General features: G+C 38.7%; 15 protein-coding genes. 6 read left to right on the top strand and 9 right to left on the bottom strand.

All coding sequences use genetic code 11. The annotated features are described in order from the left end of the window. The first annotated feature begins 53 nt into the window (after positions 1-53). From H3R33_RS06365 to H3R33_RS06350, 4 genes are all read left to right on the top strand, one after another. On the top strand, positions 54-788 hold the full coding sequence (locus tag H3R33_RS06365) for a 16S rRNA (uracil(1498)-N(3))-methyltransferase (RefSeq protein WP_110439229.1): 735 nt from the start codon (positions 54-56) through the stop codon (positions 786-788). Positions 789-841: 53 nt separating this feature from the next. Next, entirely contained in the window at positions 842-2,227 is a 1,386-nt protein-coding gene (locus H3R33_RS06360; RefSeq protein WP_110439230.1) for a glutamate--cysteine ligase, read from the top strand. A gap of 90 nt (positions 2,228-2,317) precedes the next feature. Continuing rightward, a complete protein-coding gene (locus tag H3R33_RS06355) occupies positions 2,318-3,481 on the top strand; it encodes an iron-containing alcohol dehydrogenase (protein ID WP_232342168.1) in 1,164 nt (387 codons plus the stop codon). Between the two features lie 33 nt (positions 3,482-3,514). After that, on the top strand, positions 3,515-4,168 hold the full coding sequence (locus H3R33_RS06350) for an outer membrane lipoprotein carrier protein LolA (RefSeq protein ID WP_110439231.1): 654 nt from the start codon (positions 3,515-3,517) through the stop codon (positions 4,166-4,168). Between the two features lie 3 nt (positions 4,169-4,171). On the opposite strand, the gene rsmI is transcribed toward H3R33_RS06350, so the two are convergent. Further along, positions 4,172-5,095 (bottom strand): 16S rRNA (cytidine(1402)-2'-O)-methyltransferase, encoded by a 924-nt coding sequence (rsmI, locus tag H3R33_RS06345; RefSeq protein ID WP_110439232.1) that lies wholly within the window; start codon positions 5,093-5,095, stop codon positions 4,172-4,174. 104 nt (positions 5,096-5,199) lie between these two features. On the opposite strand from rsmI, the gene H3R33_RS06340 reads away from it, so the two are divergent. After that, complete coding sequence (locus H3R33_RS06340) at positions 5,200-6,483, top strand: penicillin-binding protein activator (RefSeq protein WP_198185110.1); 1,284 nt, start codon at positions 5,200-5,202, stop codon at positions 6,481-6,483. Here H3R33_RS06340 and H3R33_RS06335 read toward each other — a convergent pair. The 8 genes from H3R33_RS06335 to H3R33_RS06300 form a co-directional block, all read right to left on the bottom strand. Beyond that, on the bottom strand, positions 6,480-7,424 hold the full coding sequence (locus H3R33_RS06335) for a lysophospholipid acyltransferase family protein (protein WP_198185111.1): 945 nt from the start codon (positions 7,422-7,424) through the stop codon (positions 6,480-6,482). The genes H3R33_RS06340 and H3R33_RS06335 overlap by 4 nt on opposite strands. Positions 7,425-7,524: 100 nt before the next feature. Then, the gene (lpxK, locus tag H3R33_RS06330; protein WP_198185112.1) at positions 7,525-8,505 is read right to left on the bottom strand and encodes a tetraacyldisaccharide 4'-kinase; all 981 of its coding nucleotides are present in this window, start codon (positions 8,503-8,505) and stop codon (positions 7,525-7,527) included. After that, complete coding sequence (locus tag H3R33_RS06325; RefSeq protein WP_198185113.1) at positions 8,502-9,797, bottom strand: 3-deoxy-D-manno-octulosonic acid transferase; 1,296 nt, start codon at positions 9,795-9,797, stop codon at positions 8,502-8,504. Before H3R33_RS06325 ends, lpxK begins: the two co-directional genes overlap by 4 nt. Next, the gene (locus H3R33_RS06320; RefSeq protein ID WP_198185114.1) at positions 9,794-10,468 is read right to left on the bottom strand and encodes a lysophospholipid acyltransferase family protein; all 675 of its coding nucleotides are present in this window, start codon (positions 10,466-10,468) and stop codon (positions 9,794-9,796) included. The genes H3R33_RS06325 and H3R33_RS06320 overlap by 4 nt, the downstream gene beginning before the upstream one ends. Before the next feature lie 149 nt (positions 10,469-10,617). Then, positions 10,618-11,103 carry a DUF934 domain-containing protein gene (locus tag H3R33_RS06315; protein WP_155566170.1) on the bottom strand — a complete coding sequence of 162 codons (486 nt, stop codon included), beginning with the start codon at positions 11,101-11,103 and terminating at the stop codon, positions 10,618-10,620. Next, positions 11,090-12,802: a nitrite/sulfite reductase gene (locus H3R33_RS06310; protein ID WP_198185115.1), complete on the bottom strand. Its 1,713-nt coding sequence runs from the start codon at positions 12,800-12,802 to the stop codon at positions 11,090-11,092. The genes H3R33_RS06315 and H3R33_RS06310 overlap by 14 nt, the downstream gene beginning before the upstream one ends. 6 nt (positions 12,803-12,808) lie before the next feature. After that, entirely contained in the window at positions 12,809-13,129 is a 321-nt protein-coding gene (locus H3R33_RS06305; protein ID WP_196424186.1) for a DUF2849 domain-containing protein, read from the bottom strand. 125 nt (positions 13,130-13,254) lie between these two features. Then, positions 13,255-14,130 carry a universal stress protein gene (locus H3R33_RS06300; RefSeq protein WP_155566172.1) on the bottom strand — a complete coding sequence of 292 codons (876 nt, stop codon included), beginning with the start codon at positions 14,128-14,130 and terminating at the stop codon, positions 13,255-13,257. Between the two features lie 333 nt (positions 14,131-14,463). Between H3R33_RS06300 and fabI the strand changes: the two genes are divergently transcribed. Continuing rightward, positions 14,464-15,303 (top strand): enoyl-ACP reductase FabI, encoded by an 840-nt coding sequence (fabI, locus tag H3R33_RS06295; protein ID WP_110439241.1) that lies wholly within the window; start codon positions 14,464-14,466, stop codon positions 15,301-15,303. The last annotated feature ends 23 nt before the right edge of the window (positions 15,304-15,326 follow it).

Here is a 15,326-nt window from a genome sequence, read left to right as displayed (position 1 = left end):
TTTTTTACTAGAAAAAGATTGTTTGAATATTTTGTTACAGAACGGTGGAATGAATGTCTTTTGTACCGCGTATCTATATTGATTTAGATCAATCTATAACATTGGTTGCAAATGAACCTTGTTATTTATCTGCTACGATTGCTCATTATCTAGGAAATGTTTTACGGTTGAAAAAAGGTGGCAGGGTTATTTTGTTTAATAACCGAGATGGAGAGTGGATTGGTGAAATAGAGCATATATCCAAAAACAAAGGGGTTGTTCATCTGTTGGAGCAGGTAAGGTTACCCATTCTTGCTCATGGACCAACCTTGCTTTTTGCACCCTTGAAACGAGATGCAACAGATTTGGCTGTTCGTATGGCGACTGAATTGGGGGTCAGAATTATTCAGCCTGTTCAGACATTGCGAACAAACAGTCAAAGAATTAAAGATAAAAGGTTACTGGCTATCGCCAAAGAGGCTGCAGAACAAAGTAACCGTTTGACCATTCCCGAAATAAGGTCACTTTGTTCCCTATTCGAAATTTGTGATGTTTGGCCACAGGACAAGCCTTTGCTGATAGCGCTAGAGCGTGGAAATGAAAGAAAGATTGATGCAACTTTTCAACCATTATATAATGGAAACGAAGGGCTCCTTATTGGTCCCGAAGGAGGGTTTGATGAATGTGAAATCGAAAAATTACTTTCCTATAAATTTATACTTCCTATATCCTTGGGAAATCTTGTTTTAAAAGCGGAAACAGCTATTGCTGCAGGACTTGCAAAATTATTTCCTTATGTAAAAGCTTAATATAGTATAATAATTACTTCTTTTTTAAAAATGTAAATGTAGATAGATTGTATATGTCCAGTTTAATTGATCATGATCAGACTCTAGTAACTTCCGTAAAACAATTGGCTGATTATTTGGCCGGTGGATGTAAACCTGTTCAAAATTGGCGTATTGGTACTGAGCATGAAAAATTTGGATTCATTAATTCTCAGAATGATCGTGATTATTTATTCCCTCCCGCTTATAAACCGGATGGAATAGAGGATGTTTTAAAAAATATTCAAGATCAGCATGAAAGCTGGCAGCCGCTTTACGATATGAATAACCTTATCGGATTTAATGGTGACAGGGGTGCGATTTCCCTTGAACCGGCTGGACAATTTGAGCTATCTGGGGCGCCTGTTGAAACTTTGCATGAAACGCGCCGGGAAATGGATTTGCATTTTCAGGATATGCATCGTGCTGCTGACTCTTTGGCATTGGGATTTTCTCCTTTGGGATTTCATCCGTTTGCACGACGTGACCAAATGCCCTGGATGCCCAAAAAGCGATATGAAATTATGAAAGCCTATATGCCAAAGGTTGGAAAACTTGGCCTGGATATGATGACAAGAACTTGTACAGTTCAGGTCAACCTGGATTTTTCTTCAGAAAAAGACATGGCACGTAAAATGCGTGTATCTTTGGCTTTACAGCCCATATTTACCGCTCTATTTGCAAATTCACCCTTTTATGAAGGAAAACCGAGCGGGTTGCAGTCAATGCGTGCATATATCTGGACAGATACGGATAATCAGCGTGCAGGTATGCCCGATGTTTTTTTTGACGATCATTTTGGTTTCGAACACTATATCGAGTGGCTGTTGGATGTGCCGATGTATTTTGTCATTCGTCATGGTAAGATGATTGATGTTTCTGGGGCATCTTTTCGGGCATGGATACAGGGTAGAACACCTGCGGGTTTGGAGCATGAGAAACTGACCATGGGAGATTTTAAAAACCATATAACAGTCGCTTTTCCCGATGTCCGTTTGAAACAATATCTTGAAATGCGGGGTGCGGATGCAGGATCAAGGGAAATGATGATTGCAATGTCGGCTTTCTGGACGGGATTATTGTATGATTCTTCAACGTTGCTGGCTGTGGAAAAACTGGTCAGGGAACAGGAATGGTCTGTCTATAAAGCTTTAAGAAATAAAGTGATCGGACAGGGATTGTCAGCATCAATCGGTAGAGAAAACCTTAGGGAATTTATGAAGCGTCTTCTTCAGTTGGCTCAACAAGGATTGAAAAATCGCAATTTTAAGGATGAGAATGATGATGATGAAACCAAGTATCTGATTCCCCTATTTGAAATTGCTGAGGGAGGTCCAACCCAGTCTGAATATTGGTTACACCGTTATGAAACGGTTTGGGGGGGAGATGTAAGGCGAATTATGAAAGAGTCTATGATTTAGGGAAGATAAAAAATTAATTTTATTGTTCTTTGAGTCATTAAGGTTGAATATTGTAAATTAATAAATTGATTTTATAAAAGGAATTTAGTCATGTCGATTCAAAATTTTGAATTTTATAATCCAACACGTATCGTTTTCGGACAAAATACAATTGAAAAATTGAACAGCTTAATTCCTAAAAATGCAAAAGTACTAATTACTATAGGAGGGGGCAGTGTTCGCAAAAATGGAACCCTTGCTGAGGTACAAAAGGCATTGGATGGTCGTCATGTCGAGATTTTTGAAGGAATAGAAGCCAATCCTATTTTTGAAACTCTCATGAAAGCTGTTGAGAAAATTCGTCAGGAAAATTTTGATTTTATATTGGGCGTTGGCGGAGGATCTGTCATGGACGGGACCAAATTTATCGCCGGGGCAGTACATTGCAAGGATGATCCTTGGAAATTGGTACTTGATGGTGGAAAAGATATTCAGCAGATTGTTCCTTTCGGATTTGTTTTGACCTTACCGGCAACAGGTTCGGAAATGAACAGTAATGCTGTTATCTCACGGAAGACAACAGAAGATAAATTGCCGATTAAAAACGAGCTTTTATATCCTGTATTTTCTATTCTGGATCCAACGAAAACATTCAGTTTACCGAAAAAGCAAGTTGCAAACGGAATTATTGATGCTTTTGTCCATATTACAGAACAATATTTGACTTATCCAGTTAATGGATCCATTCAAGATCGTTTTGCTGAAGGGATTTTGTTAACTTTAATTGAAGAGGGTCCAAAGACCTATAATAATCCAGAGGATTATGAATCTCGCGCAAATTTTGTATGGGCAGCAACAATGGCCCTAAATGGCTTGATTGCCGCAGGGGTTCCGGAAGATTGGGCCACTCATATGATTGGACATGAACTGACAATTTTGTATGGTCTTGATCATGGGCAGACTTTGGCGATTGTACTCCCATCCTTATTAGAGGAAATGCGTCAAGATAAACGTGAAAAACTTCTTCAATATGGTAAGAGGGTATGGGGATTAACAGGATATAGTGATGAAAAGATTATTGATGAAGCAATCAGCAAAACAAGGGAATTTTTTGAAAGTTTTGGTGTAAAAACCTATTTACACGAATATGATATTGATAATAATGCTGCGGAAAAGGTAATTGAGCAATTAAAGAGACATCATATGACCGCATTGGGGGAAAGAAAAAATATTACACCTGATGTAAGTTATCGTATTGTGCAGGCAAGTCTTTAACAATAATTACATTTCTGCTGAAAGGGTTTGGCCATGCGATTGTTGAAAGTTGTTTCCATTTGCTGTTTTATTGCCGTTTTGGAAATGGTGGGTTTAAGAAATCTTGCTCTTGCTCAGGATAAGACAGGGAATGCAATGACGGGTGTGACACTGACGTCCAAGCAGCTAAATAACATTCAGCAGTTGGAAAATTGGATCAACAATCTGACAATAATGAAAGCCAATTTTCAGCAGATTGCCCCGAATGGTCAACGAAGCACTGGACAGGTTTGGATCAAGCGTCCAGGGCGGATCAGGTTTGAATATGATAAACCCAGTCAATTATTGTTGGTAGCGAATGAAGGAAAAATGGTTTTTCATGATGGAGCTGTTGGTCAAACAACAACCATTCCAATTGATCAAAATCCATTAGGACTGTTATTAAAGCCGGATCTTCATTTTTCCGGAGATGTCACGATTGTTAAATATGAAAAGGAAAATGGTTTAATTCAGGTCAAGGTTGTCAGGACGGCCTCTCCTTCAGAGGGAAGCTTGACGTTGATATTCAATCAAAATTATATGGTTTTAAGAGGATGGGAGGTCGTTGATGCGCAGGGTCAGGTTACCAAAGTTGACCTGTATGACCTTCATCCTAAAAAATCTGTTTCTGATGAGTTATTTAACATTCATTTTAAGGATGATGAATAAGGATTATATTTTTTGCAGTTCAAGCGCACGTTTATAAACAATTTTTTTGGGCAAGTGAAGAGCGGTGGACACAACTTGGGCAGCGTCTTTAATGGACATTGTTTTTAAGGCCTCAATAAGATTTGCATCAAGATCTATCATATCATGGTTATTTTTTTCTGAAGATGGAGGGGCCAATAATACAATCATTTCACCTTTTGGTGAGATTTGGGAAAATTGATCAAGCAAAGATTTTAAATTACCACGTTGAATTTCTTCGAATTTTTTTGTCAATTCTCTAGCTACGGCTGCCTCACGATTTTCGCCAAAAACCTCTTTCAAATCTTTTAGCATATCGACCAATCGATGAGGTGCTTCATGCCAGATATAGGTTGGGGTCAATCCTATATTTTCTACTGCCTTTAAGATAGCAAAAGAATTTTGCCGAGCTGTTGATTTTGGCGGCGGAAAACCAATAAATAAATAGGGATGTGGTGGAAGTCCTGATAAAGTTAATGCCATTAAAGCTGCATTTGCGCCTGGAATGGCCGTAATTTTAATATTTTCTTTTATGACAGCATGTGTTAGTTGATATCCTGGATCAGATACCAAAGGGGTGCCAGCATCAGAAATCAATGCAATTTTTTTACCCTGGTGAAGTAAATTTAAAACATGATGGATACGATGGGTTTCATTATGTTGATGCAGGCATTCGGTTGGGGTTGTAATACCATAGGTTGATAGAAGTTTTGCACTAACTCGTGTATCTTCACACAAAATCAAATCGCACTCCTGTAAAATCATTTTGGCACGAAAACTTAGGTCACCAAGATTGCCAATTGGTGTCGAAACCAGAAAAAATCGAGCATTATTTTCAATGCCACGATTATGTAAAAGCCTGTTTGATTGGATTGTGTTAATATTTGATTGAATATTTTGTTTTTGCATTTTAATAATAACTGATAATCAGATTTTGATTAAATCAAAGGAGAATACTATTGATAGAGCAGAAAATACCTTTTAAACAAAATTGTTTGGGATTGAATTCTTTTATGGCAAATTTGTTAAAGGTCACTATCCCTGTATGCTTGCTGGCAGCTTGTTCTTCTAGTCATAGTGATAATAATACTCCTATTACGACACCTACTCAAAATTTGCAACAACCTTCCAAAAAACAAATTGGGCTTCTTCTTCCCTTGACGGGGAGAAATGGCGGATTGGGAAACAATATGTTAAAAGCCGCCCGGCTCGCCATTGATGAACCCTCTGCACTCGACGTTCATGATACGGCAGAAACGGGTGGGGCTTCTGCAGCAGCCCATAAAGCCATTGAGGCAGGTGATGGCATTATTCTTGGTCCCTTGACAGCTAAGGATACAACAGAGGTTGCAGCAGTGACAGGTGCGGTCAATATTCCGGTTCTTTCCTATAGCAGTAATGCTTCAATTGCATCTTCAAATGTGTGGATTTTTGGAATTACGCAAAATCAGCAAATTGAAACTTTGGTAAAAGCAGCCAAAAATGAAGGGCGAATGAAATTTGCGGCTTTTTTACCTGATAACAGTTTTGGTCGGGCAATGGCAGATGGATTAATTAAAAGCTGCTCTGATCAGGGATTGATGCAACCCACAATCGTGTATCATGCGGCTGACCTGTCTGACATCACACAAAAATTGAAATCAATGTCAAATTTTGATGAAAGAACGGAAGCGGCTAAAACAAACTCTCAAAACCAGAATTCAACTGATACCACTGCAGCGAATGGACCCAAGGAAGATGGAGATAGTTTACAAAATGAACTTATTCCTTCAAAACCTGAAAAAAAGGTCGAGACAAAAAAACTGAAACTGGATAAACCTCCGTTTGACGCCTTGCTTTTGGCTGATACAGGATTACAGTTGCAGTCTGTTATCAATGCGATGAATGAAGTGCAGGTTTCTACAAGCCAGGTCAGGATTATGGGACCTACTTTATGGTCATCTTTTGCCGGTAAATTGGGAAAATTAAAAGGGGCCTGGTATGTCGCGCCCAATCCGGTCAAACGTCAGGAATTTATCCGGCAATATATGGCAAGATATGGACAAACCCCAAAACCCCTAGCGGACTTCACCTATGATTCAGCTGCATTGGCAAACAGTTTGAGAAAACGTCCAGGTGGTTTCTCAATAGAAAATCTAACGCGACCGGATGGATTTAATGGTATTGATGGCTTTTTTGCCCTGCATCCCGATGGAACAGTAAAACGTGATTTACAGATTTTTGAAATTCAGTCCTTTGGTGGAGGAAAAATGATTTCAACTCCAAAAGATAATACATCGGGCAGTATGACACATTAGGGTTTATAGTATTCTTTTGGCCATCTTTTATGCAGCCAGAGCCATTGCTCTGGTTGTTTCCTTATCCATTCTTCAATTTTGTCATTTATGCGTTGGGTTAATATTCGAACATTTTCTATATTGTTTTCGACCAGATCCGAATAATCAATGGGTGTTTCGACAATAATGCGCAGTCTTGCAGGTCCAAGTCGTTTTACATAACCGGGAATGATGGGACAACGTAATTTCAGGGCCAGGTTTGCAACAGCGGAAGAGGTCATTGCAGGTTTTCCAAAAAAATTAACCCGAATGCCATCATTCATCTTCTGATCACTTAGAACACCAAGTCTTTTTCCTTGTAAAAGGTGTCTTAATGCTTGTTTTGCCCCTTTTGCTCCCTTTGCAAACATGGGAATTTTTTGTTGCATGGCTTGATATCGTAATTGAAGGATAAGCTCATTTACATAGGGATTGCTAGCTGCACGGAAAAAAGAAGAAAAAGGAACCCCATATTGTGCAACCCCCGGTGGCAACATTTCCCAGTTTCCAAGATGACCTGATACAAATAAAACCGGTCCTTTACGCTTTGCCTGTCCAATTAAATAATTTTCCCCAATGATTTCCCAGCCCGCACCTTGTTTGGTATTTTGTTCAAGATTAGCAAGATGTGGAAATTCTCCAACCGTTCTTCCAAGATTTTCCCATACGCCTGCTATAATTTTTTGTCTTTCCTGCAAGGAGAGATCAGGCATGACAAATTTTATATTTCTATCAGCTATTTTGGAAACGGGAAGTTTCGTGCCAATTTTTTGACAAATCCATCCACCTAGATTGGAGGCTTGTTCTGGAGAAAGTTTTTGTAAGAGGTTAATACAAATTTCAGTGATCAGATATTCACCGTAATATAAACATTGTTTCAACCAATTGGAAATAATCTGACGGGATGGTAAGGGCAAGGACATGAAGGAAATTTTTATTGAATGGATTTTACTAAAACGGAATGGATGACAGTCTAAAAGATTACATAGAAAAGATATAGAGAAATCTTGAAAAGTAAATTGGTTAGAAATGAATCATATGGAATATCTTTTGTAAAGATGCGGGATCGTGCCATGTCAAACAAACCTCTAGTGGAGTGGCCAAAGGTCTGAATTGATCTGGTAACCTAACATAGTCCTTGGGTGTTGTTACCAGGGGCAATTGATAATGGCGATGAAGTGATAAAAGCTTGTTTAGGTCTTTGTTTGTGTAATGATGATGATCTGGAAATGAAATTGTTTTTGAAAGGATAAGTTGGTTATCTTTTAAGGTTTGAAAAAATTTTTCAGGTCGTCCAATGCCTGCAAAGGCGATAACAGATTGATTAGAAAACTGTCGAATGGCAGGATTCATTGTTAGATTTGCCCTGAAAACGGGTACATGGGATGAAATCGTGGGTAAAAGCCCTGTTTTATCTTTGCCAATAAAAATACAGGTTTTGACTGTTTTAAGCCCTTGTATAACAGGTTGTCGTAAAGGGCCGGCAGGCAAAAGTCTTTGATTTCCAAAACCTGTTACACCATCAACAACTAGGATGGATAGATCTTTATACAGGGTAGGGTTTTGCAAACCATCATCCATGATTAGTAATTTTACAGGACTTTTCTTTATTGCTGCTTTGGCCGATGCGGCTCGATTGCCACCAATCCACGTTGGTGCAAGTCGGGCCAATAAAAGGGCTTCATCACCAACATCTTTGGCATTATGCTGATTGAGATCAACCATAAATGGTTCTGCAATTCTGCTTTTTCTTTTATAGCCACGTATCAAAAAGGCGAAAGGAATTGATTGTTGTTGGCAATAATGACCCATTTCCAGCGCTACGGTAGTTTTTCCTGTGCCACCAATAGTCAAATTTCCACAACAGAGAACAGGAATAGGGGCATGCCATCCTGGTTTGTTTATTTGATAACGGGTGATAAGTGAGGTTATGAACGAAAAGGGGGTTAAAATTTTTGCTGTTGGTGTGGGAGGATATTGTTGCCAGAAAAAGGGAGCCTTCATATGGATTGCCTTGCTAATTTTAGAAGATGAGTGCCAATATCCGTAGCAAGATTGCTTTTTTGTTCCATGATTTCCAAGGCCAGGCAGGCTTGTTTTTTTCTCAATTGTGGGTTGGACAGCATTTTATCAACCCAGTTTGTCAGATCGTCTATGGTGTGAATTATTGTAACCGCTTTCTGCAAATGATAATAAGCCTGTCTGAAATTATGTATTTTGGGTCCAGTTGCAATGGTACAATTTAATCGCGCAGCTTCAAATGGATTATGTCCACCCCCTTTATGAACAACATCAAGACTGTTGCCTATGAATACAATGTCAGCCAATCTGTAAAATAGTCCAAGCTCTCCTAAAGTGTCACAGAGCCATAAACCGTTTTCAAAAGGAAGCTCATGTTTACTGCGTTGGGCAACCATTCCTATCTCATTAATGATTTCCTGTCCTCGTTCAGGATGGCGTGGTACAATGATTGTAATAAGGTTGGGCCATTTTTTTCTTAATACAGCATGCGTTTTGGCAATAAGGGTTTCTTCGTTAGGATGGGTTGATGCTGCCAGCCAGATTGGAGAATTATTAAAATAGTTTTCTAACTCGACCAATTCTTGAGAATTAAAGTGGAGTTTTTGTGCTGTTTGTTTTAAATTGCCCAAATAATCGGTTGTAATCTGTAGATGTGCAAAATTATTTTGGTCATGTTCAGATTGGGAAATGATCCATTGAAAACGTGATAGAATGTTTTGGATAAGGGATGGACAAACTTTCCAGTTTTTTAATGAGCGATCGGAAAGGCGTCCGTTGATTAAAGCAAGCGGTATTTTTTTTTGGCAGGCCTCTTTGATAAGATTGGGCCAGATTTCACTTTCTGCCAGAACAATAAGGGATGGATGCCAATAAGTTAAAAAACGATTGATCCATTGTGGAATATCGAGGGGTATAAATTGATGAATAATATGTCTGGCTAATATTGGATGATGCGATATGAAATTTTCTAAGATACGAAAGGAGGTAACTGTTCCTGTTGTAATTAAAAAACTTTGGCTGGAATCCTGAATATGAATGGCTTGAATGACCGAAAAAATGGAAACAAGTTCTCCAACACTTGCGGCATGAAATTGTATGATTGAACCGGCAGGTCTGGATTGGGTAGGATAACCTTGCCTTTCTTTAAGGCGGTTGGGAATTTCTTTACCCTTTTTGCAACGGTTTTGAAGATAAAATGGTAAAAAGGGAGACAAACAATTCGTTAATGCTGTCCAGGCTGATAAAAGAAAATGATCCTCAATTATGGTTTTCATGATTGTGCCAGCTGGTTGGCTTGATGTAGTTGGTTAATGATTTCTGTTTCAATTGTATCATAATTTTTCTTTGTGACCTTGATAGGTGTGCGACAAACCATTTTTCCTTTACCGAACGGTAAGGGGACGATCAATTTATCCCAGTTGTTTAGGCGTATTGAGCTGCAATAAGCTCCGACAGGTACGATTTTGGTTTTGGCAAGTAAGGCAAGCTTGATCAATCCCGGATGTAAATGATGGCGTGGGCCTCTTGGCCCATCGGGCATGATGGCGATTAGATGACCTGTTTTGGATAATTTTAGAAGTTTGCGGAAAGCGGTCGCCCCACCTTTATCTTGTCCATTTTTATTGGCAGATCCTTGTACTGTCCATATTCGCCACGGATTAACAATTTTGCTGATGAGGCGTCCATCATTATTTTTACTAATAAGTACATATAGGGTAAGATAAGGGTTCTGAGGTATGGCCCACCACCACAAACGTGGTGAAAGGATCAGGGTTTCATGCCAAAAAATGACAATGGCGGGTTGACCATCCCTACAAGTAAGTAAAGAGCGTGCTTGCGGGTCAATATCAAATTGCCAACATGTTGTTTGTAAGGCCAGTTTTAAATAACCTCTTAAAATAAAGATTAAACTATTTTGAATTATTTTTTTTATGGAGGCAAACATTTGAAAATGGATAAAATGCTGTTTGAAACTGATGGTGATAAAGATTTACATATGATTGATATAGGAATCTATTGTACAATTTGAACAAGATTTTATTTTATTAGTTAGATAACAGTATATTTTAAAATATATCGTTACTTGTAAGAGACCTAAAGCTTTCTTACCAAACCCTGTTTGGGCTCTTTTAAAACGGAAGACTGAAAACCGATTGTAAAATGCTGTCTATTTTCTTTCCAACTTGCTATATTGGCATTATCTGGGATCAAGATGGTTGTAAAACCAACCCTGGTTAGAAATTGATATTGATCGGGAAGAATATGCCCAATTGCCCGTAATTCTCCTGTAAATTTTAGATGCTCTCTGATTTGGCGAGCTTGTGAAAAAGCCCTGCCATCTTTAAAAGAGGGAAATTCCAGGACAATAAGGGAGAGCTTTTCAAGATAAGGTCTTAAGTGTTCAATATCTTGATCGCATGGCAATAAAACACCAAGTGGTTGATGAATTTTATCGATATTGTCAAGCGTGGATAAAAGCGTTTGCGATAGGATCGGATAATCAGGTAACGATGTTGGTAAATTATTTTCAATTACAATCCAGGGATTATCAATAATTTCACCATCTTTAAGCAGTAACATAGACAATTTCCTTGAATGGGCTGATACCTAGGCGATTGTAAGTATCAATAAAATATTCATTTTCATGACGTTGCTCAAGATAAAAATCAATTAGCCTGCGAACGGCTTCAACCACTTCCTCCGCAGTAAGTGCCGCTCCTAGTATGGCACCAATTGCGGCTCTGCCTTTATAGGAAGATCCGCCAAGTTTTATTTGATAGAATTCCTCTCCCTTTTTATTGACCCCCAAAACACCAATATTCATGATATGATGATGGGCACAGGAATTGATACATCCATCGACTCCAATATGTATGGGACCTATTTTTTCCTGTAAACGGATATCCTGAAATAGAGACATTATTTCCTTGGCGACAGAGATTGACCGCGCATTTGCCAAGGAGCAGTAATCAAGTCCGGGACAACAGACGATATCTGTAATTAATCCCTGATTTGGCATTGCCAGCCGATATTTTTGCAAAGCCTGCCATAGAAAAAATAATTGGTCTTTTCTTACATGCCCCAAGACAAGATTTTGTAAATGAGTCACACGAATTTCCCCGAAAGAATATTCCTCCGCCAGATTGGCCAGAGCACTCATTTGATCTGCAGTCATGTCACCAGGTGTTTCCCCGATGTTTTTAAGGGAAATGACGGTTGCTATATAATCTTTATGAAAATGAGGGTGGCTGTTATGTTTTACCCATCGGTCAAATTCCGGATTGTTTTGCTGATGTTTTTTCATGGTTTCAGAAGCGTTTGGGATATCGGCAAGATTGGGATGACCAAAACGTTTGTGAATCGAATTTATGATATCGTCAGACAAACGGTATTGTTCTAAATCCATGGTATCAAATTCTTTATCAACCTGTTTGCGATAAGCATCTATACCAAGATTCTCTACAAGAATTTTGATTCTCGATTTATATAAATTATTTCGACTTCCATGCAGATTATAAACACGGATAATGGCTTCAAGATAAGCAAGCAAATGTTCAGGGGGCAAGTCATCACGGATGATTTTACCTTTAACCGGAATGCGGCCCAGGCCACCACCAACCCAGATTTCAAAAACGGGTTTATTCTGTTCATTGCGACGGGTTAATATGCCAATATCATAAAAACAAGCAGCGATACGATCATTTGAAGAGCCACTTATAGCAATCTTGAACTTTCGGGGCAAAAATGAAAATTCAGGGTGAAGCGTTGACCATTGACGCATAATTTCTGCATAAATACGGGGATCCAAGATCTCATCTTGCGCCACACCAGCAAATTCATCACTGGTGATATTACGGATACAATTTCCACTGGTTTGGATGGTATGGATTTCAACAGATGCCAGATACGTTAGAATATCGGGGACCTCCTCTAGTTTTGTCCAATGAAATTGTATGTTCTGACGGGTAGTGAAATGACCATATCCACGATCGTAGTAACGGGCAATATATGCCAAACCACGCAACATTCTTGATGATAAAATACCATATGGGATGGCGACACGAAGCATATAGGAATGTAATTGAAGGTATACACCATTCATCAATCGTAAGGGTTTAAATTCATCTTCAGAAAGTTCACCATTCAGCCGTCTTTCAATCTGTAACCTGAATTGATTGATTCTTTCTTTTAAAAAATCAAAATCAATTTCGTCATAGTTATAACGACCAATGACTTTTATGGTGTTTGAATCGGTATCATGGGATGGAAACTGTTTCATTGATAATCATCTTATTATAGAGCGTGGATTAAATTCAGGATGTGTACTGGGACCAAACGCTCTAATATTTTCACGTGCTGATGCTGGATGGAAAGGGTTTATTAACTCTACATAATGTAAATCAATTAAAAAATGGGCAGTATTAGACTGGATGATTTCCTGCAATTTTTTTTCGGCATTTTCTTTATTGGAAAAAAGTTGAGCGTCTTCCAGCATTATTCCCCAATGTTCTTGCGGGGTGAACCACACAACCCGCCCATCCAGAAGACGATTTGCGGTTAAAACATAATAATCAGATTGATCGGCCTGCCTGTCTTGAGAAACCACAATAGATAATTCCTTTTTATAACTATACAAGTGTGTATATATAACATTATTTTTTATAATTACACAAAAAAAATAGTAAAAGGAAAAATTATCCTTTTACCATAAGGATAAATGAAGATGATGTTTTATCGATTCATCAAGACAGATATATTGGCGTTTTCAAGCATGTAACGTGTGACCCCTCCCAGAATCAGCTGCTGCCAACGTGGGTGGGAATAGGCACCCATGCATAACATGTCCGCTCCTATCTCATTACAGGTTGAAAGGATTGTATTTCCAACATCCCTGTCATTGCCCAATTGATGGGGAGTTGCTTGAATGTTATGGAATTTGAGATAGTTAACAACATCTTGAATTTTTTTACCATGATTTTCATAATCATTCGTATATAGGATATAGACCTGTTCAGCATAATGAAGCCATCTCAAACTTGCATGCAGGGCAGCGGCTGATTCTGCGCTGCCATTCCAGCAGATACAGATTTTTTTGCCGGTTGTCAGGGGTTTTTGTTTTGGGGCGATAATGATGGGGCGGCCACTATCGAATAATAGGGTATGAAGTGCTTCGGAAGAGGAAATTTCACTGTCTGAATCGGGGTGAGAAATCACCGTTATGTCGGACAAGCGTGCCCAGTAAGTAATTAATTCATTTTCCCGTCCAACCATATTGGTGAAACTGGCCGTAATTTTTTCCTTAGCAGGTTCAGTAAGGTCTGGGTCGGTTAATTCGATATTGTATTTATCGATAAAATTATCGAATATTTCTCGGGCAAGTTTTAACCGTTTTTGATTTTCTGAGGCGGCAATATTCATGACCTCTTCAATCATGGATCCGGACAATCCCTCACTAGTAAGCGGAATGAGGTCTTTTCTATCGGGTTGAATATGGATAACGGCAAGATGAGCATTATAGTTTTTTGAGAGGTAATAGGCAGTGGTTAGAGTAGATTCAGATAAAGGGGTGCCTTGAATAGGAATGAGTATTTTCTTGACGCTAAGCATTGTTTATTCCCTTTCCTTAAAATAAACGGGGTATAATCTTGGATATTAATCGCTTATTTGATTTTTTAATAGATAAAATGAATTCTAGGCTGAAATAGAGCGCTGAAAAGAATCACATTTTTGTGACAGGAATGCTGGAGCTTAATTAAAACAAAAAGTTGAGGGGTATTATTTGATAATGTTTGGGTTTAATCTCTAAAGATTGTATCCATAATGAAAATGATTTCTTTTCTTTTTTTTTTGTTTTAAAATGAACGCCAATTTAGGAATTGTTCTGGCTACTTTTTAATTGTCAAAAGACATACAAAAACAAAAAATCTATTAAGGGGTGTTATGATAACGAAAAATGATGTTTTGCCTGTAAAGGGAAATTTAATGCAAGGAAAACGCGGTTTGATTATGGGTTTGGCCAATAATCATTCGATAGCATGGGGAATATCGCGTGCTTGTGCGTTACAAGGGGCAGAGCTTGTTTTTACTTATCAGGGAGATGCCTTGAAAAAAAGGGTCGCCCCTTTGGCCGAAAGTTTGGGATCAACCTATCTTTTGCCTTGTGATGTCAGTAAAGATGAGGATATCAGCAACGTATTTGAAGATATTGCCCAAAAATGGGGAAAACTAGACTTTGTTGTTCATGCGATTGGATGGGCTGATAAACAATATTTGCGTGGACGTTATGTTGATACTCCTAGAGAGGCATTTTTAACAGCCATGGATATCTCATGCTATTCTTTTACTGCTGTTGCAAAAGAGGCCGCAAGATTAATGCCAGATGGTGGATCACTTCTTACCTTGACATATCTGGGATCTGAACGTGTGATGCCTCATTATAACGTTATGGGTGTAGCCAAGGCGGCTTTGGAGGCTTCCGTGCAGTATATGGCAGCAGATCTTGGACCTGATAATATTCGTGTCAATGCGGTTTCCGCCGGCCCTATCAAAACATTGGCGGCAAGTGGAATAGGCGATTTCCGTTATATCCTGAAATGGAATCAGCTTAATTCTCCTTTACAACGTAATGTTACCATTGATGAAGTTGGCGGGGCGGGTTTGTATTTCCTTTCTGATTTATCTAGAGGGGTCACAGGTGAAATACATCATGTTGATTGTGGTTATCATCTGGTTGGAATGAAAAATCCCGATGCACCTGATATTGCCTTGTCAGATAATTAATCAATTTTACAGTGAGTGAACAG

The sequence above is a fragment of the Commensalibacter sp. B14384M2 genome (assembly GCF_016101865.1).
Lineage (GTDB): Bacteria > Pseudomonadota > Alphaproteobacteria > Acetobacterales > Acetobacteraceae > Commensalibacter > Commensalibacter melissae.
Note: the sequence above shows the minus strand (reverse complement) of the source record. Positions and strands in the feature narration are given on the sequence as shown.